Annotated in this window: 15 protein-coding genes and 4 tRNA genes; all 19 read right to left on the reverse strand. The window is 57.7% G+C overall.

Features of this window, described 5'->3' with window-relative positions; all coding sequences use genetic code 11:
• Positions 1–24: 24 nt before the first annotated feature.
• Positions 25–2172, reverse strand: coding sequence for an elongation factor G (gene fusA / locus ACNFCH_RS14740; RefSeq protein ID WP_196165008.1), 2148 nt, complete (start codon positions 2170–2172; stop codon positions 25–27).
• 30 nt (positions 2173–2202) lie between these two features.
• Positions 2203–2673, reverse strand: coding sequence for a 30S ribosomal protein S7 (gene rpsG / locus ACNFCH_RS14745; RefSeq protein ID WP_003246741.1), 471 nt, complete (start codon positions 2671–2673; stop codon positions 2203–2205).
• Between the two features lie 106 nt (positions 2674–2779).
• Entirely contained in the window at positions 2780–3151 is a 372-nt protein-coding gene (rpsL, locus tag ACNFCH_RS14750) for a 30S ribosomal protein S12 (protein ID WP_003257088.1), read from the reverse strand.
• A 211-nt stretch (positions 3152–3362) separates the two neighbouring features.
• Positions 3363–7562 carry a DNA-directed RNA polymerase subunit beta' gene (rpoC, locus tag ACNFCH_RS14755; protein ID WP_337159598.1) on the reverse strand — a complete coding sequence of 1400 codons (4200 nt, stop codon included), beginning with the start codon at positions 7560–7562 and terminating at the stop codon, positions 3363–3365.
• A gap of 64 nt (positions 7563–7626) precedes the next feature.
• Entirely contained in the window at positions 7627–11700 is a 4074-nt protein-coding gene (gene rpoB, locus ACNFCH_RS14760) for a DNA-directed RNA polymerase subunit beta (protein WP_070094632.1), read from the reverse strand.
• A gap of 219 nt (positions 11701–11919) precedes the next feature.
• The gene (gene rplL / locus ACNFCH_RS14765; protein WP_043215349.1) at positions 11920–12291 is read right to left on the reverse strand and encodes a 50S ribosomal protein L7/L12; all 372 of its coding nucleotides are present in this window, start codon (positions 12289–12291) and stop codon (positions 11920–11922) included.
• 80 nt (positions 12292–12371) lie between these two features.
• Positions 12372–12872 carry a 50S ribosomal protein L10 gene (gene rplJ, locus ACNFCH_RS14770; RefSeq protein WP_043215352.1) on the reverse strand — a complete coding sequence of 167 codons (501 nt, stop codon included), beginning with the start codon at positions 12870–12872 and terminating at the stop codon, positions 12372–12374.
• 200 nt (positions 12873–13072) lie between these two features.
• Positions 13073–13768: a 50S ribosomal protein L1 gene (gene rplA, locus ACNFCH_RS14775; RefSeq protein ID WP_416743031.1), complete on the reverse strand. Its 696-nt coding sequence runs from the start codon at positions 13766–13768 to the stop codon at positions 13073–13075.
• Positions 13768–14199, reverse strand: coding sequence for a 50S ribosomal protein L11 (gene rplK / locus ACNFCH_RS14780; RefSeq protein WP_070094635.1), 432 nt, complete (start codon positions 14197–14199; stop codon positions 13768–13770). The genes rplA and rplK overlap by 1 nt, the downstream gene beginning before the upstream one ends.
• A gap of 119 nt (positions 14200–14318) precedes the next feature.
• Entirely contained in the window at positions 14319–14852 is a 534-nt protein-coding gene (gene nusG / locus ACNFCH_RS14785) for a transcription termination/antitermination protein NusG (RefSeq protein WP_011531880.1), read from the reverse strand.
• Between the two features lie 9 nt (positions 14853–14861).
• On the reverse strand, positions 14862–15230 hold the full coding sequence (gene secE, locus ACNFCH_RS14790; RefSeq protein WP_337159594.1) for a preprotein translocase subunit SecE: 369 nt from the start codon (positions 15228–15230) through the stop codon (positions 14862–14864).
• A 43-nt stretch (positions 15231–15273) separates the two neighbouring features.
• Positions 15274–15349: transfer RNA gene (locus tag ACNFCH_RS14795), tRNA-Trp, on the reverse strand.
• Between the two features lie 55 nt (positions 15350–15404).
• A complete protein-coding gene (gene tuf / locus ACNFCH_RS14800; RefSeq protein WP_099593972.1) occupies positions 15405–16598 on the reverse strand; it encodes an elongation factor Tu in 1194 nt (397 codons plus the stop codon).
• Positions 16599–16678: 80 nt separating this feature from the next.
• A tRNA-Thr gene (locus ACNFCH_RS14805) sits at positions 16679–16754 on the reverse strand.
• 28 nt (positions 16755–16782) lie between these two features.
• Positions 16783–16856 (reverse strand) — tRNA-Gly (locus ACNFCH_RS14810).
• A gap of 23 nt (positions 16857–16879) precedes the next feature.
• Positions 16880–16964 (reverse strand) — tRNA-Tyr (locus ACNFCH_RS14815).
• 144 nt (positions 16965–17108) lie between these two features.
• On the reverse strand, positions 17109–17534 hold the full coding sequence (locus tag ACNFCH_RS14820) for a hypothetical protein (protein WP_337159593.1): 426 nt from the start codon (positions 17532–17534) through the stop codon (positions 17109–17111).
• A gap of 7 nt (positions 17535–17541) precedes the next feature.
• A complete protein-coding gene (locus ACNFCH_RS14825) occupies positions 17542–18291 on the reverse strand; it encodes a pantothenate kinase (RefSeq protein WP_337159591.1) in 750 nt (249 codons plus the stop codon).
• Positions 18281–19240 (reverse strand): bifunctional biotin--[acetyl-CoA-carboxylase] ligase/biotin operon repressor BirA, encoded by a 960-nt coding sequence (birA, locus tag ACNFCH_RS14830; protein WP_337159590.1) that lies wholly within the window; start codon positions 19238–19240, stop codon positions 18281–18283. Before birA ends, ACNFCH_RS14825 begins: the two co-directional genes overlap by 11 nt.
• Positions 19241–19469: the final 229 nt, after the last annotated feature.

Here is a 19469-nt window from a genome sequence, read left to right on the forward strand (position 1 = left end):
AGTGAACCTCTTGCCTAAAGGGGATTAGCCTTGTTTTTTAACGAGTGCTTCGACGATGTTCGACGGAGCTTCGGCGTATTTGGAGAATTCCATGGAGTAGCTTGCGCGACCCTGAGACATGGAACGAACGTCGGTTGCGTAACCGAACATCTCTCCGAGCGGAACTTCAGCACGGACGACACGGCCAGAGACCGAATCTTCCATACCCTGGACCAGACCACGACGACGGTTCAGGTCACCCATCACGTCACCCAGGTAGTCTTCCGGAGTTACAACTTCGACCTTCATGATCGGCTCGAGGACCACGCCACCACCCTTCTGGGCCAGTTGCTTGGTTGCCATCGAAGCAGCGATCTTGAACGCCATTTCGTTGGAGTCGACGTCGTGGTACGAACCGTCGAATACCGCGGCCTTCAGACCGATCAGCGGATAGCCGGCAACAACGCCGTTCTTCATCTGCTCTTCGATACCCTTCTGGATCGCAGGGATGTATTCCTTCGGAATCACACCACCAACGACTTCGTTCGAGAACACCAGGCCTTCAGTGATGTTGCCCTGTGCGTCCACGTCCGGCTCGGAGAAGCGAACCCAGCAGTGACCGAACTGACCACGACCACCCGACTGACGTACGAACTTACCTTCGATCTCGACGTTGGACTTGGTGATCTTCTCGCGGTACGAAACCTGCGGCTTGCCGATGTTGGCTTCAACGTTGAACTCGCGCTTCATGCGGTCAACGATGATGTCCAGGTGCAGCTCACCCATACCGGAGATGATGGTCTGGCCGGTTTCTTCGTCGGTCTTGACGCGGAACGACGGGTCTTCCTGGGCCAGTTTGCCCAGTGCGATACCCATCTTTTCCTGGTCTTGCTTGGTCTTCGGCTCAACAGCTACCGAAATAACCGGCTCCGGGAAGTCCATACGCTCAAGAATGATTGGCTTGTCGGCGTCGCACAGGGTTTCACCAGTGGTGACGTCTTTCATGCCGATCAGGGCCGCGATGTCGCCAGCGCGAACTTCCTTGATCTCTTCACGCTGGTTCGCGTGCATCTGCACCATACGACCAACGCGCTCTTTCTTGCCTTTGACCGAGTTGATAACCGAGTCGCCGGAGTTCAGAACGCCCGAGTAGACACGAACGAAGGTCAGAGTACCTACGAACGGGTCGGTAGCGATCTTGAATGCCAGAGCGGAGAACGGCTCGTTGTCGTCGGCGTGACGCTCATCGAACTGCTCTTCGGTGATCTCGTCCTTCGGAGTCTCAGCCAGGTCAGGGTGGATACCCTTGATCGCTGGAATCTCGGTTGGAGCTGGCAGGAAGTCGATAACGGCGTCGAGAACCAGGGGAACACCCTTGTTCTTGAAGGAAGAGCCGCAGACCGCAGGAACGATCTCGCTCGCCAGGGTACGGGCGCGCAGACCAGCCTTGATCTCTTCGACGGACAATTCACCTTCTTCAAGGTACTTGTTCATCAGCTCTTCGCTGGCCTCGGCAGCAGCCTCAACCATGTTGTTGCGCCATTCGTTGGCCAGGTCGACCAGCTCAGCAGGAATCTCTTCCTCGCGGTAGCTGGTGCCCTTGTCGTCTTCGTTCCAGTAGATGGCTTTCATCTTGATCAGGTCGACCTGACCCTGGAAGTCGTCTTCAGCGCCGATAGCCAGCTGGATCGGAACCGGGGTATGACCCAGACGGTTCTTGATCTGACCAACTACACGCAGGAAGTTGGCACCAGCACGGTCCATCTTGTTCACGTAGACAACACGTGGAACGCCGTACTTGTTAGCCTGACGCCATACGGTTTCAGACTGAGGCTCAACGCCAGAGGTACCGCAGAATACGACGACCGCGCCGTCGAGCACACGCAGCGAACGCTCTACTTCAATGGTGAAGTCAACGTGGCCGGGGGTATCGATGACGTTTACGCGGTAGTTGTCGTACTGACCTTTGGAGCCTTTCCAGAAGGTGGTAACGGCAGCGGAGGTAATGGTGATACCGCGCTCCTGCTCCTGCACCATCCAGTCGGTGGTCGCGGCGCCATCATGCACCTCGCCCATTTTGTGGCTCAGACCTGTGTAGAACAGGATCCGCTCGGTAGTGGTAGTCTTGCCCGCGTCAACGTGCGCGCAGATACCGATGTTACGGTAGCGGTTAATTGCTGTAGTACGAGCCATAAAGCCCTCGCAAAAAGATTGATGCTTGAATTAGAAGCGGTAGTGCGAGAATGCCTTGTTGGCCTCGGCCATACGGTGCACGTCTTCACGCTTCTTGACTGCAGCACCCTTGCCTTCAGCAGCATCCAGCAGTTCACCGGCCAGGCGCAGAGCCATGGACTTCTCGCCACGCTTGCGGGCGTAGTCTACGAGCCAGCGCATTGCCAGAGCGTTACGACGGGATGGACGAACTTCAACCGGAACCTGGTAAGTAGCACCGCCTACACGGCGGGACTTGACTTCGACCAGCGGAGCGATGGCGTCGAGAGCTTTCTCGAAGATTTCCAGGGGGTCGCTGTTCTTGCGTGCTTTGACGGTATCCAGGGCACCGTAAACGATGCGCTCGGCTACAGCCTTCTTGCCGCTTTCCATCACGTGGTTCATGAACTTGGCGAGGATCTGGGATCCGTACTTCGGATCGTCCAGAATCTCACGTTTTGCTGCTACACGACGTCTTGGCATGATAAGCCCTCAAACGGTCTTCAGGTTAGCCCGGGACGCGGGTCTTCGACCCCTGCCCGACCTTACTCTTATCGACTCAAATAAATGGATGTCTGCAAACGACCGATTACTTCGGACGCTTGGTACCGTACTTCGAACGACCCTGGTTACGGCCTTTAACGCCCGAAGTATCCAGAGAGCCGCGAACGGTGTGGTAACGAACACCTGGCAAGTCTTTTACACGGCCGCCACGGATCAGGACGACGCTGTGCTCTTGCAGGTTGTGGCCTTCACCACCGATGTACGAGGAAACCTCGAAACCGTTGGTCAGACGCACACGGCATACTTTACGCAGTGCCGAGTTAGGTTTTTTCGGCGTGGTGGTGTACACACGGGTGCACACGCCACGACGCTGCGGGCAGTTCTGCAGCGCAGGTACGTCGGATTTCTCGACGGTACGCTTACGCGGCTGACGTACCAGCTGGTTGATAGTTGCCATCTACTAGCTCCACTGATTGTCTTGCGACGCTATTGTCTTGCAAGAAAGCCAAAAATTGGCGAGACGGAGCCTCACCAAATTTAAGGGTACAAAAGTCTAAAGAGGATCTTGCACCCAGTCAAGACGAGGCCCCGGCCCTCCCCGTCCGGTCATCGGCAACAATTCATGTCGCCGATGACCCTGGAGGATGAGCCGGGGCCCTGCCCTGTTCTTAGTTACCGCTGGAGTTCAGCGCTTCGGTCAGTGCGGCTTCCACCTCACTGGCACTAACGCGCAGCGGCTTGTCGGCATCACGGCGACGCTTACGCTCGCTGTGATAAGCCAGACCGGTACCGGCCGGGATCAGACGACCCACGACCACGTTCTCCTTCAGGCCGCGCAGGTAGTCGCGCTTGCCGGTGACGGCCGCTTCGGTCAGTACGCGGGTGGTTTCCTGGAAGGAAGCCGCGGAGATGAACGACTCGGTCGACAGCGAGGCCTTGGTGATACCCAGCAGAACACGCGAGAACTTCGAGATGAACTTGTCTTCGCTAGCGAGACGCTCGTTCTCGACCAGCACCTGGGTCAGTTCCATCTGGTCGCCCTTGATGAAGCTGGAGTCGCCGGACTCGGTAATCTCAACTTTACGCAGCATCTGACGCAGGATGGTCTCGATGTGCTTGTCGTTGATCTTCACGCCCTGCAGGCGGTAAACGTCCTGGATCTCGTTGACGATGTACTTGGCCAACGCGCTTACACCCAACAGACGCAGGATGTCGTGCGGATCGCTCGGGCCGTCGGAGATAACTTCGCCGCGGTTTACCTGTTCGCCTTCGAAGACGTTCAGGTGGCGCCACTTCGGAATCAGCTCTTCGTACGGATCGCTGCCATCGGTCGGAGTGATGACCAGACGGCGCTTGCCCTTGGTCTCTTTACCGAATGCGATGGTGCCGCTGACTTCAGCCAGAATCGAGGCTTCTTTCGGACGACGCGCTTCGAACAGGTCGGCAACGCGCGGCAGACCACCGGTGATGTCACGGGTCTTGGACGTTTCTTGCGGAATACGCGCGATAACGTCACCCACACCGATCTGTGCACCGTCAGCCACACCGACGAGGGCGTTGGCCGGCAGGAAGTACTGGGCAGGCACGTCAGTGCCCGGCAGGTACAGGTCCTTACCAGCAGCGTCGACCATCTTGATCGCCGGACGGATTTCCTTGCCTGCGGCAGGGCGATCCTTGACGTCCATCACTTCGATGTTGGTCAGGCCGGTCAGTTCGTCGGTCTGACGCTTGATGGTGATGCCTTCTTCCATGCCCACGAAGGTCACGGTACCTTTGAGTTCGGTAACGATCGGGTGGGTGTGCGGGTCCCACTTGGCGACGATGGCGCCAGCTTCGACCTTTTCACCTTCCTTGACCGAAATCACCGCACCGTAAGGCAGCTTGTAGCGCTCACGCTCACGACCGAATTCGTCGGCAATGGCCAGCTCGCCGGAACGGGACACGGCAACCAGGTTGCCATCAGCACGCTCCACCTGCTTGAGGTTATGCAGACGAACCATACCGCCGTTCTTCACCTGGACGCTGTCAGCAGCCGAGGTACGGCTCGCAGCACCACCGATGTGGAACGTACGCATGGTCAGCTGGGTACCCGGCTCACCGATCGATTGCGCAGCGATAACGCCGACAGCTTCACCGATGTTCACCTGGTGACCACGAGCCAGGTCACGACCATAGCACTTGGCGCAAATGCCGTAGCGGGTTTCGCAGCTGATCGGCGAACGAACGACCACTTCGTCGATGCTGTTCAGTTCGATGAACTCGACCCACTTCTCGTCGACCAGGGTACCGGCCGGAACGATGACGTCCTCGGTGCCTGGCTTGAACACGTCACGGGCGATGACTCGACCCAGTACACGCTCACCCAGCGGCTCTACAACGTCGCCACCTTCGATGTGCGGGGTCATCAGCAGACCCTGATCGGTGCCGCAGTCGATCTCGGTCACGACCAGATCCTGCGCCACGTCGACCAGACGACGGGTCAGGTAACCGGAGTTCGCGGTCTTCAGTGCGGTATCCGCCAGACCTTTACGAGCACCGTGGGTCGAGATGAAGTACTGCAGTACGCTCAGACCTTCACGGAAGTTCGCGGTGATCGGCGTCTCGATGATGGAGCCGTCCGGCTTGGCCATCAGACCACGCATACCGGCCAACTGACGGATCTGGGCAGCGGAACCCCGCGCACCGGAGTCAGCCATCATGTACATCGAGTTGAAGGACTCTTGCTCGACTTCCTTGCCTTCGCGGTCGATGACCTTCTCTTTCGAGAGGTTGGCCATCATCGCCTTGGACACTTCGTCGTTCGCCTTGGACCACAAGTCGATGACCTTGTTGTACTTCTCGCCCTGGGTTACCAGGCCGGAGGCGTACTGGCTCTCGATCTCCTTCACTTCGTCGGTGGCGGTACCGATGATGCGCGCCTTTTCGTCCGGGATAACGAAGTCGTTAACACCGATCGAAACGCCGGAGATGGTCGAGTAAGCAAAGCCGGTGTACATCAGCTGGTCAGCGAAGATGACGGTTTCCTTCAGACCTACCACGCGATAGCACTGGTTGATCAGCTTGGAGATCGCCTTTTTCTTCATCGACTGGTTGACGACGTCGAACGGCAGGCCGGCAGGCACTACCTGGAACAACAGCGCACGGCCGACGGTGGTGTCGACGATACGGGTGTTTTTGACGATGCTACCGTCACGCTCTTTCACGGTCTCGTTGATACGAACCTTGATCTTGGCGTGCAGTGCAGCCTCGCCGGCGCGGAATACGCGGTCGACTTCCTGCAGGTCGGCGAACACACGACCTTCGCCCTTGGCGTTGATGGCTTCACGAGTCATGTAGTACAGACCCAGAACGACGTCCTGGGAAGGTACGATGATCGGCTCACCGTTGGCAGGCGACAGGATGTTGTTGGTCGACATCATCAGCGCGCGCGCTTCCAGCTGGGCTTCCAGCGTCAGCGGTACGTGAACGGCCATCTGGTCACCGTCGAAGTCGGCGTTGTACGCGGCACACACCAGCGGGTGCAACTGAATGGCCTTACCTTCGATCAGCACCGGTTCGAACGCCTGGATACCCAGACGGTGAAGGGTCGGTGCACGGTTGAGCAGTACGGGGTGTTCGCGGATCACCTCGGCGAGGACGTCCCACACCTCCGGCAGCTCACGCTCGACCATCTTCTTGGCGGCCTTGATGGTGGTCGCCAGACCACGCATTTCCAGCTTGCCGAAAATGAACGGCTTGAACAGCTCCAGGGCCATCTTCTTCGGCAGACCGCACTGGTGCAGACGCAGGGTCGGACCTACGGTAATTACGGAACGACCGGAGTAGTCCACGCGCTTACCGAGCAGGTTCTGACGGAAGCGACCTTGCTTACCTTTGATCATGTCAGCCAGGGACTTCAGCGGACGCTTGTTCGAGCCAGTGATGGCGCGACCGCGACGGCCGTTGTCCAGCAGGGCGTCCACCGCTTCCTGCAACATGCGCTTTTCGTTGCGCACGATGATGTCCGGGGCCGACAGATCGAGCAGGCGCTTCAGACGGTTGTTACGGTTGATCACCCGACGATACAGGTCGTTCAGATCGGAAGTCGCAAAGCGACCGCCGTCCAGCGGAACCAGCGGACGCAGGTCCGGCGGCAGAACCGGCAGAACGGTCAGGACCATCCACTCAGGCAGGTTACCCGAGCCCTGGAAAGCTTCCATCAGCTTCAGGCGCTTGGACAGCTTCTTGATCTTGGTTTCCGAGTTGGTCTGCGGAATCTCTTCACGCAGGCGACCGATCTCGTGTTCCAGGTCGATAGCGTGCAGCAGCTCGCGAACAGCCTCGGCACCCATGCGGGCGTCGAAGTCGTCACCGAACTCTTCCAGCGCTTCGAAGTATTGCTCATCGTTGAGCAACTGACCCTTCTCGAGGGTGGTCATACCTGGATCGATAACGACATAGCTCTCGAAATAGAGCACGCGCTCGATGTCACGCAGGGTCATGTCCATCAGCAGGCCGATACGGGACGGCAGCGACTTCAGGAACCAGATATGGGCGACCGGCGAGGCCAGCTCGATGTGCGCCATGCGCTCACGACGAACCTTGGCCAGAGCGACTTCAACGCCGCACTTCTCGCAGATGACGCCGCGGTGCTTGAGGCGCTTGTACTTGCCGCACAGGCACTCGTAGTCCTTGACTGGGCCAAAGATCTTGGCGCAGAACAGGCCGTCACGCTCAGGCTTGAACGTACGGTAGTTGATGGTTTCCGGCTTCTTAACTTCACCGAACGACCACGAACGGATCATTTCAGGCGACGCCAGACCGATGCGGATGGCGTCGAACTCTTCGACTTGACCCTGGTTTTTCAGCAAATTCAGTAGGTCTTTCAAGGCCTTTCCTCCTGGCGGAGCAGGAAGCGGGCAATACCTGCCCCGCTCCCCTTCGCGTCACGTGTTATTCGGTTTCCAGATCGATATCGATACCGAGCGAACGGATCTCTTTGATCAACACGTTGAAGGACTCGGGCATGCCCGGCTCCATACGGTGATCGCCATCCACGATGTTCTTGTACATCTTGGTACGGCCGTTCACGTCGTCCGACTTCACTGTGAGCATTTCTTGCAGGGTGTATGCCGCGCCGTATGCTTCCAGCGCCCACACTTCCATCTCCCCGAAACGCTGACCACCGAACTGCGCCTTACCACCCAGCGGCTGCTGGGTAACCAGGCTGTACGAACCAGTGGAACGCGCGTGCATCTTGTCGTCCACCAAGTGGTTCAGCTTGAGCATGTACATGTAACCGACGGTCACAGGACGCTCGAACTTGTTGCCGGTACGGCCATCGAACAGGACCATCTGGCCGCTCTCAGGCATGTCGGCCAGCTTCAGCATGGCCTTGATCTCACGCTCTTTGGCACCGTCGAAGACCGGAGTAGCCATCGGCACGCCTTTCTTCAGGTTGTTGGCCAGAGCGATGATCTCTTCGTCCGAGAACTCGTCCAGGTTTTCCTGACGACCGCCGATCTCGTTGTAGACCTCGGTCAGGAAGCTGCGCAGCTCAGCGGCTTTGCGCTGCTCTTCGATCATGCGATCGATCTTCTCGCCCAGCCCCTTGGCCGCGAGGCCCAGGTGGGTTTCAAGGATCTGACCGACGTTCATACGCGATGGTACGCCCAGCGGGTTCAGAACGACGTCGACCGGAGTACCGTTGGCGTCGTGCGGCATGTCTTCGACCGGCATGATCACGGAGACCACACCTTTGTTACCGTGACGGCCTGCCATCTTGTCGCCCGGCTGGATGCGGCGGCGGATAGCCAGGTAGACCTTGACGATCTTCAGTACGCCCGGTGCCAGGTCATCGCCCTGCTGCAGCTTGCGCTTCTTGTCTTCGAACTTGTCGTCCAGCAGACGACGGCGATCGACGATGTACTGCTGAGCCTTCTCCAGCTGCTCGTTCAGCGCATCTTCGGCCATACGCAGTTTGAACCACTGGCCGTGCTCCAGACCGTTCAAGACGTCGTCAGTGATCACGGTGCCTTTCTTCAGGCCCGCGCCACCGTCGACCACCTGGCCGTTCAGGGCTGCACGCAGACGCTCGAAGGTCGCGCCTTCGACGATGCGGAACTCTTCGTTGAGGTCCTTGCGGATCTCGTCCAGCTGCATCTTCTCAATGGCCAGGGCGCGGCTGTCGCGTTCAACACCGTCACGGGTGAAGACCTGAACGTCGATGACAGTACCCTTGGTGCCAGTCGGCACGCGCAGGGAGGTGTCTTTTACATCGCTAGCCTTCTCACCGAAGATCGCACGCAGCAGTTTTTCTTCCGGAGTCAGCTGGGTCTCGCCTTTCGGAGTGACCTTACCGACCAGGATGTCGCCAGCGCCGACTTCAGCACCCACGTAGACGATACCGGCTTCGTCCAGCTTGTTCAGCGCAGCCTCACCCACGTTCGGGATGTCCGCGGTGATTTCCTCTGGGCCAAGCTTGGTGTCACGCGCCACACAGGTCAGTTCCTGGATGTGGATGGTGGTGAAGCGATCTTCCTGAACCACACGCTCGGACAGGCAGATGGAGTCTTCGAAGTTGAAGCCGTTCCACGCCATGAACGCGATGCGCATGTTCTGACCCAGCGCCAGCTCACCCATGTCGGTGGACGGACCGTCGGCCATGATGTCGCCACGCGCGACCACATCGCCCTTGCTCACCAACGGACGCTGGTTGATGCAGGTGTTCTGGTTCGAACGGGTGTACTTGGTCAGGTTGTAGATATCCACACCGGCTTCGCCGGTTTCGACTTCGTCATCGGCTACACGCACGACGATACGGCTGGCATCGACCGAGTCGATCACACCGCCGCGACGAGCAACGACGCAGACACCAGAGTCACGGGCGACGTTGCGCTCCATGCCGGTACCTACCAGCGGCTTGTCGGCGCGCAGGGTCGGAACAGCCTGACGCTGCATGTTCGAACCCATCAATGCACGGTTGGCGTCGTCGTGCTCGAGGAACGGGATCAGCGAGGCAGCGACGGAAACAACCTGCTTCGGCGAAACGTCCATCAGGGTGACGTCTTCCGGCGCCTTGACGGTGAATTCGTTCAGGTGACGTACGGCAACCAGCTCGTCGATCAGTTGCTTCTGCTCGTTCATCGCAGCCGAAGCCTGGGCGATCACGTGATCGGCCTCTTCGATGGCGGACAGGAACACGATGTCGTCGGTGACGACGCCTTCCTTCACCACGCGGTACGGGCTTTCCAGGAAGCCGTACTGGTTGGTGCGGGCATAGGCCGCCAGGGAGTTGATCAGACCGATGTTCGGACCTTCAGGAGTCTCGATCGGGCACACACGGCCGTAGTGGGTCGGGTGTACGTCACGGACTTCGAAGCCTGCACGCTCACGGGTCAGACCACCTGGGCCGAGCGCGGAGACGCGGCGCTTGTGGGTGATCTCGGAAAGCGGGTTGTTCTGGTCCATGAACTGCGAGAGCTGGCTGGAACCGAAGAACTCCTTCACCGCCGCCGCGACCGGCTTGGCGTTGATCAGGTCCTGCGGCATCAGGCCTTCGCTTTCGGCCATCGACAGACGTTCCTTGACCGCACGCTCGACGCGCACGAGGCCAACACGGAACTGGTTCTCGGCCATCTCACCGACGCAACGGACGCGGCGGTTACCCAGGTGGTCGATGTCATCGACGATGCCCTTGCCGTTACGGATATCGACCAGGGTCTTCAGAACATCAACGATGTCTTCCTTGCTCAACACGCCCGAACCTTCGATCTCGGTACGACCGATACGACGGTTGAACTTCATGCGGCCAACGGCGGACAGATCGTAACGCTCGGCGCTGAAGAACAGGTTGTTGAACAGGGTCTCGGCGGCATCCTTGGTTGGTGGCTCGCCTGGACGCATCATGCGGTAGATTTCCACCAGAGCTTCCAGCTGGTTGCTGGTGGTGTCGATCTTCAGGGTATCCGAAATGAACGGACCGCAGTCGATGTCGTTGGTGTACAGGGTTTCGATGCGTACGACCTGAGCCTTGGCGACCTTGATCAGCAGCTCAGTGGTCAGCTCGGTGTTGCATTCAGCCAGGATCTCGCCGGTGGCCGGGTGCACGATAGCCTTGGCGGTGGTGCGGCCCAGGACGTACTCCATCGGAACGTCCAACTGCTTGACGCCGGCTTTTTCAAGCTGGTTGATGTGGCGCGCGGTGATACGGCGGCCCTGCTCAACGATGATCTTTCCGCTGCCGTCATGGATATCCATGACCGCAACTTCACCACGCAGACGCTGAGGTACCAGTTCCAGGCTGAGTTTTTCGCCGGAAACGTGGAACACGTTGGTGGTGTAGAAGGTGTTGAGGATTTCTTCGGTGCTGTAGCCCAGTGCGCGCAGCAGTACCGAAGCCGGCAGTTTGCGGCGACGGTCGATACGCACGAACACGCAGTCCTTCGGGTCGAACTCGAAGTCCAGCCAGGAACCGCGGTAAGGAATGATCCGGGCGGAGTACAGCAGCTTGCCGGAGCTGTGAGTCTTGCCACGGTCGTGGTCGAAGAACACACCTGGCGAACGGTGCAGCTGGGAAACGATTACACGCTCGGTACCGTTAATAACGAAGGTACCGTTCTCAGTCATCAGGGGGATTTCACCCATGTAGACTTCTTGCTCTTTGATGTCCTTGATCGCTTTGTTCGACGATTCCTTGTCGAAGATGATCAGGCGCACCTTCACACGCAGCGGGACAGCGAATGTCACGCCACGCAGGACACATTCCTTCACATCGAAGGCCGGCTCGCCCAGGCGATAGCCGACGTACTCCAGGGCAGCATTGCCGGAGTAGCTGATGATCGGGAATACCGATTTGAAGGCCGCGTGCAGGCCGACGTCGCGGAACTGATCCTTGGATGCTCCCGCCTGCAGGAATTCGCGATACGAATCCAGCTGGATGGCCAGGAGGTAAGGCACATCCATGACGTCCGGCAACTTGCTAAAGTCCTTGCGGATACGTTTTTTCTCAGTGTATGAGTAAGCCATCAGCGTTCCCCAGCTTGGTCACCTGCTTGTTTGGCTCCTCCCGAGCGGAAGCAGCCAGAAAATCTGCAAACCCCATGGTTTGCACACCCTCTTGGGTGTTTTACAGCTCATTATCGGGGCCGACCTGATCGGCCACCAATAACGGAAAAAGGCCGGTGGCATAAGCCACCAGCCGTCAGCCTTTCGCTTAACGCTCGGGCTGGAGTCGCAAAGTCGAAATTACTTCAGCTCGACTTTAGCGCCTGCTTCTTCCAGCTTCTTCTTCGCGTCTTCAGCGGCTTCTTTCGAAACGCCTTCAGCGATGACAGCAGGAGCGCCGTCTACTTTCTCTTTGGCTTCTTTCAGGCCCAGACCGGTCAGTTCACGAACTGCCTTGATCACGTTGACCTTCTTGTCGCCAGCTTCGGCCAGAACGACGTTGAACTCGGTCTGCTCTTCAGCAGCGGCAGCAGCGCCACCAGCAGGGGCAGCAGCAACAGCGGCAGCAGCGGTAACGCCGAAGGTTTCTTCCATCGCTTTGATCAGTTCAACAATTTCCAGAACAGTTTTCTGGCCGATCGCTTCGATGATTTGCTCGTTAGTCAGAGACATGACTATGAATTCCTGTATTGGGGTGACAGCCTACGCGGCTATCAAATTAAACGTTTGATTTCGAAAGAGACTACGCGGCCTTAGGCAGCAGCGGCTTCTTTCTGGTCGCGCAGCGCTGCCAGGGTACGAGCCAGCTTGCTGGTTGCACCTTGGATTACGCTCATCAGCTGTGCGATAGCCTCGTCGCGAGTTGGCAGAGTTGCCAGCACGTCGATCTGGTTAGCGGCAAGGAACTTGCCGTCGAACGCAGCTGCCTTGATCTCGAACTTGTCCTGACCCTTGGCGAACTCTTTGAACAGACGAGCAGCAGCGCCCGGGTGTTCGTTGGAGAAAGCGATCAGGGTCGGGCCTTTGAACGCGTCGTTGAGGATCGAGTACTCGGTGCCTTCAACAGCGCGCTTGAGCAGGGTGTTACGTACGACACGTACGTAAACGCCAGCTTCGCGGGCCTCTTTACGGAGTCCGGTCATTGCGCCTACAGTCACACCACGGGCATCGGCCACGACAGCGGACAGAGCGACTTTGGCAGCCTCGTTGACTTCAGCGACGATGGCCTTCTTGTCTTCGAGTTTAATTGCCACGGGTTTACTCCTGGTTTTTACCGTTTCATCCAGCCGAGGCCGGATGTCGTTTTGGTGTCTGATTCGGTAACGAATCGGGAGCACCATCTGCGTAGGCTTGTGGTTTAAGGCTTTCGCCGCCTACGGTCTTGGATAGCCCCCGCCAGGCAGGGACCCCAATTTTCAGCAGCCGGTGCGGACAGGGCCACACCGGCCGAGCATTACACGTTCAGCGAGCTCTGATCGATGATCAGACCTGGGCCCATGGTGGTGCTCAGGGTAACGCGCTTGACGTAGATACCTTTCGAAGAAGCTGGCTTGATACGCTTCAGATCGGCGATCAGGGCTTCAACGTTTTCCTTCAGCTTGCCAGGTTCGAAGCCGACCTTGCCAACGGAGGTGTGGATGATACCGTTCTTGTCGGTACGGTAGCGAACCTGACCAGCCTTGGCGTTCTTGACGGCGCCGGCTACGTCTGGGGTTACGGTACCGACTTTCGGGTTCGGCATCAGGCCGCGAGGACCCAGAACCTGACCCAGCTGACCCACAACGCGCATGGCATCAGGCGATGCGATGACGACGTCATAGTTCAGGTCGCCGCCTTTCATTTCGGCAGCCAGATCGTCCATACCTACGCGGTCAGCGCCGGCAGCCAGAGCAGCTTCAGCAGCTGGGCCCTGGGTGAAGACGGCAACGCGAACGGTCTTGCCAGTACCGTGCGGCAGCACGGTAGCGCTGCGAACGACCTGGTCGGATTTACGCGGGTCAACACCGAGGTTGACGGCGATGTCGTAGGACTCGACAAACTTGGCAGCCGGCAGCGAAGCCAGCAGAGTTGCGGCCTCTTCGAAGTTGTAGGCCTTGCCTGCTTCGATTTTCTCGGCGATAGCCTTTTGGCGCTTAGTCAGCTTAGCCATTACACACCCTCCACGTTCAGGCCCATGCTACGGGCAGAGCCGGCGATGGTGCGCACAGCTGCATCCAGGTCAGCGGCAGTCAGATCAGCCTGCTTGGTCTTGGCGATCTCTTCCAGCTGAGCACGGGTAACGGTACCGACCTTAACGGTGTTCGGGCGGGCCGAACCACTGGTCAGGCCAGCAGCTTTCTTCAGCAGAACCGAGGCAGGGGTGCTCTTGGTTTCGAAGGTGAAGCTACGGTCACTGTAAACAGTGATGATCACTGGAGTCGGCAGACCTGGTTCTTGACCCTGAGTACGGGCGTTGAAGGCCTTGCAGAATTCCATGATGTTCACACCGTGCTGACCCAGTGCTGGACCAACGGGTGGGCTTGGGTTGGCCTGGCCGGCCTTAACTTGCAGCTTGATGTAAGCCTGAATCTTCTTAGCCATGAGCTACTCCAAAATCGGGTACGAACGCCAAATGGCTCCCCGTATGACTTGCGTTTTATCCCAGTGACGACAAAACCCCGCAGCACATAGGGCTGCGGGGTATGGGATGCGTCGTTCGCCTAGACCTTCTCGACCTGGCTGAACTCGAGCTCCACCGGAGTAGAGCGACCGAAAATGAGCACTGCAACCTGCAGACGGCTCTTCTCGTAGTTAACCTCTTCGACACTGCCATTGAAGTCAGCAAACGGACCATCAATGACTCGAACCACTTCACCCGGCTCGAACAGCGTCTTGGGCTTCGGCTTGTCGCTACCATCAGCAACGCGACGCAGGATAGCCTCAGCCTCTTTATCGGTGATCGGCGCAGGCTTGTCTGCGGTACCACCAATGAAACCCATGACACGAGGGGTATCTTTGACAAGGTGCCAAGTCCCTTCGTTCATTTCCATCTGGACCAACACGTAGCCAGGGAAGAATTTGCGCTCGCTCTTGCGCTTCTGACCGTTACGCATTTCAACGACTTCTTCGGTCGGGACCAGAATCTCGCCGAACTCGTCTTCCATGCCAGCCAGCTTGACGCGCTCGATCAGAGAGCGCATCACATGCTTCTCGTAACCCGAGTAAGCATGCACGACGTACCAACGCTTAGCCACGGGACACCCTTAGCCAACAATCAAGGAGACCGCCCAGCCGAGCAGGGAATCAAGACCCCACAGCAGCAGTGCCATAACCAACACGACAACCACAACGATAAGCGTGGTTTGAGTGGTTTCCTGGCGGGTCGGCCACACGACTTTACGGATCTCGGTACGAGCTTCCTTCGCCAGCGCAAAGAACGACTTACCCTTCGCAGTCTGCAAGGCAACGAAGCCTGCAGCGGCAGCCAGGGCGAGAAGTGCAAGGACGCGATACAGGATTGGAGAAGCGGAGTAATATTGATTACCCACAACACCAACGACTACCAATACAACAACAGCCAGCCACTTGAACAGATCAAAACGCGATTCTTGGGCTTCAGTTTTGGGAGTCATCGAGGAGGATCCTGTGAGAAGAAAGCCATCACACCGAAGTGAATGGCAGGTCAGGAGGGAATCGAACCCCCAACCTACGGTTTTGGAGACCGTCGCTCTGCCAATTGAGCTACTGACCTTTAACGCTGTATCAGGCCGGCCATTATGCCGGCCTGATCATGAGAAATCAACTACTTATTCAATAATTTTCGCTACGACGCCGGCGCCGACGGTACGACCGCCTTCACGGATAGCGAAGCGCAGACCGTCTTCCATTGCGATGGTCTTGATCAGGGTGACAGTCATCTGAATGTTGTCACCTGGCATTACCATTTCAACGCCTTCCGGCAGTTCGCAGTTACCGGTCACGTCAGTGGTACGGAAGTAGAACTGAGGACGGTAGCCTTTGAAGAACGGAGTGTGACGACCGCCTTCTTCCTTCGACAGAACGTAGACTTCTGCGGTGAACTTGGTGTGCGGCTTGACCGAACCTGGCTTGACCAGAACCTGGCCACGCTCAACTTCGTCACGCTTGGTGCCACGCAGCAGGACGCCGCAGTTCTCGCCAGCACGACCTTCGTCCAGCAGCTTGCGGAACATCTCAACGCCGGTGCAGGTGGTGGTGGTGGTTGGACGCAGACCAACGATTTCCAGAGCGTCTTGAACGCGGACGATACCACGCTCGATACGACCGGTAACAACGGTACCACGACCCGAGATCGAGAAGACGTCTTCGATCGGCATCAGGAACGGCTGGTCAACGGCACGAACTGGCTCAGGGATGTAGGCATCCAGAGTTTCAACCAGCTTCTTAACAGCGCTGGTACCCATTTCGTTGTCGTCTTTGCCTTCCAGAGCCATACGAGCCGAACCGATGATGATCGGGGTGTCGTCGCCTGGGAAGTCGTAGGTGGACAGCAGGTCGCGAACTTCCATCTCGACCAGTTCCAGCAGCTCAGCGTCGTCTACCAGGTCAGCCTTGTTCAGGAAGACCACGATGTACGGAACGCCAACCTGACGGGACAGCAGGATGTGCTCACGGGTTTGTGGCATCGGACCATCGGCGGCCGAGCAAACCAGGATCGCGCCGTCCATCTGGGCAGCACCGGTGATCATGTTCTTCACGTAGTCAGCGTGACCTGGGCAGTCAACGTGAGCGTAGTGACGAATGTTCGAGTTGTACTCGACGTGAGCGGTGTTGATGGTGATACCGCGTGCTTTTTCTTCTGGAGCCGAGTCGATCTTATCGAACTCAACGACGGCCGAACCGAAAACTTCGGAGCAGACGCGAGTCAGAGCTGCAGTCAGAGTGGTCTTACCGTGGTCAACGTGGCCGATAGTGCCGACGTTAACGTGGGGAAGGGAACGATCAAACTTTTCCTTAGCCATCGATACAGTCCTCCGCAGAAGAAATAGTCACTACAACCGATAAAACAAAGGCAGATATTTTCATATCTGCCTTGTTTATATGGAGCTCTTGAGCGGACTTGAACCGCTGACCTCACCCTTACCAAGGGTGTGCTCTACCAACTGAGCTACAAGAGCGTAACGCTTTGTGCAACAACAGCAAACTTGGAGCGGGTAGCGGGAATCGAACCCGCATCATCAGCTTGGAAGGCTGAGGTTCTACCACTAAACTATACCCGCGGAGCCTGCAGCTCTCGCTAAACTGGTGGAGGGGGAAGGATTCGAACCTTCGAAGTCGAAGACGTCAGATTTACAGTCTGATCCCTTTGGCCACTCGGGAACCCCTCCTGAGTGTGGGCGGCATTTTCAACTCTTGCCGTCCTGCTGTCAAGCTTTTTCTCATTAAAATCTTGAGGTTAGCTACTTTGACAACAGCTTCTGGTCCTACCACCTCAGTGGTGTTCCCTGCGAAGCGGGCGCCATTCTATCAAGCTATTCGCCAGTTGCAATACCCTCGCACAAAATAATTTTGTGTTTTAAGTCTTTGAAATCCTTGGAAAGACTGGAGAGCACCGCAACATCCAGCAAACGCTCGCTTTCGGTCGCAACTTTGAGCCAACGCCCATCAGCTCCCGGCAACTGGCCAGGCACCACGACGGTCGAAATATCCAGGCTTACCAAACGCTGACGCAAAGCATCCAACTGCTCTTGAGTTTGCACCCCGCCCACTACCAGGCATTCGTCGCGACGCCTGGCTGGCGCGGAAGCGCCTGTCTCACGCAAGAGGCGAATTTCTTGCTGACTGCCTTTATACAAGGAAAGAGGCGCAACCTCCTTGGCCTTGAGGGGCGCCTCCTGCTGATGCCAGACGTAATAGGCAACATTGAGCACGACCAACAGCAGAAACAACCAACGCATAGGCACCTCAACCCAATGGACAGGCCATGGCCAAACCGACAAAGACCAGATCGGGCACCACCCGAACGCGAGGAATGGCATCTCGGACCAAGGGGGCATCCCCCCCAGTAAGGAATACCGTAAATGACTCACCCCATATCGCCTGGGCCTGCTCGATCTGCGTGCGCACAAAACCCTGCAACATCAGCACACAGCCGCGCTCGACAGCTTCGACAGTTGAGCGCCCCGGGGCGAGACTGGCCAAAGCCCGCTCAGCCGAAGCATCGTCGTAACGGATCCGACGGGTATGAGTCCGCAACTGGCTACGCATCAATGGCATACCCGGACAAATGTAGCCACCCAGGTGCTGGCCATCCGCAGCGACGAAGTCCGCCTTGGCCGCGGTGCCCAGATCAATCACCAGACAGGCCCCTTTTGCCAGATGGTAAGCGCCGAGCGCTGCCAACCAGCGATCCATACCCAGGCGCTGGTAATCGTCGTATCCGTTATGCACACCTGCCATTTCACGCGCAGGATGAGCAACTCGCACCTGAACACCAAAATGCTGCGCCAACTGCGCGCACAGCGCTTCGGTTTCTTCTTCGCTGCGCACACTCACCATGCGGCTGCCACTGAGGCGCATGGAAGACAACGCCGACACCTCGGCCACTAAAGCCTGATCGGAATCGACGATGCCGCCACCGACAATGGTCGCATCGCTGGCGTGAATCACACGCCACTTGATGAAGCTGTTACCGCAGTCGAGCTCAAGAATCATCACGCAACCTCAAACTGAGCTCTCCAGCACTGAAGCTCTTTTCCACACCTTCGACATCGAGGCGCAAGGCGCCCTGCCCGTCGACCCCAAGTACGACACCGTCGATCCGGTTGTTTCCGGCAATCAGGGATACCTTGCGCCCTTGCCAGAGGTTTGCGTGTTCCCATTCCTCCTGGAACGCCGCAAAACCGTAGCGACGATGACGGGCTAATTCATGCTGCAACTGCTGGTTGAGTTGCGCGACCAAGCGATTGCGATCTATCGACACACCGGTCTCACGCCTCATCGAAGTCCATTGCTGATCGACCTGATCAGTGCTCTGCATGTTCACATTGATGCCAATACCCAGCACCACATGGCATACATCCGCAGGATCTCCTACAAGCTCCAGGAGGATTCCAGCAATCTTCCGTTCACCCACAAGCAAATCATTCGGCCATTTCAAACCGACACCATCCAGGCCGAACGCCTGCAAAGTACGCATGACTGCCAAACCTACCACGAGACTCAGCCCTTCAAGCTGACGCATACCGCCTTCGACCCGCAGTACCAGGCTGTAGTAGAGGTTCTCAGCGAAAGGACTCACCCATTGACGCCCGCGTCGGCCGCGACCGGCAGTCTGTTGCTCCGCCAGCACCAGAAACGGAGCGACCTCGCCCTCAGCGATGCAACGCAGGGCTTCGGCATTGGTGGAGTCGATCGTCTCGTGAACCCAAAGAGGCCAGCGCTCACCCTCGGCATACTCATGGATGAGCTGAGAGTCGAGCAAAGTCAGCGGCACGGCCAATTGATAGCCACGACCTCGCACCTTGTGAATGACAAGGTTCAATTCGCTTTCCAGGTGCTGCAGCTGCTTCCACACAGCGCTGCGACTCACCCCCATTGCTTCCCCGAGGGCCTGCCCGGAATGGAACCGGCCATCCTTGAGGAGATTCAACAACTTCAGCATGCCAGTCTCGACTAGGAATTAGGCTGGCATGATAGCCACGGCCCGGGGGCTTGCATAGGAAAAGGGCCCACAGAAGGGCGCTGCTCGAGCAGCAGAAGCGAAAATGATCGAAGCCAGAAAAGACAAAACCCCTACCTGCTCACGCAGATAGGGGTTTTGCGAAATGAATCTTGACGATGACCTACTCTCACATGGGGAAGCCCCACACTACCATCGGCGATGCATCGTT

Origin of the sequence: Pseudomonas sp. NY15354, from assembly GCF_048068075.1 — a bacterium.
GTDB classification, from domain to species: Bacteria; Pseudomonadota; Gammaproteobacteria; order Pseudomonadales; family Pseudomonadaceae; genus Aquipseudomonas; species Aquipseudomonas guariconensis_C.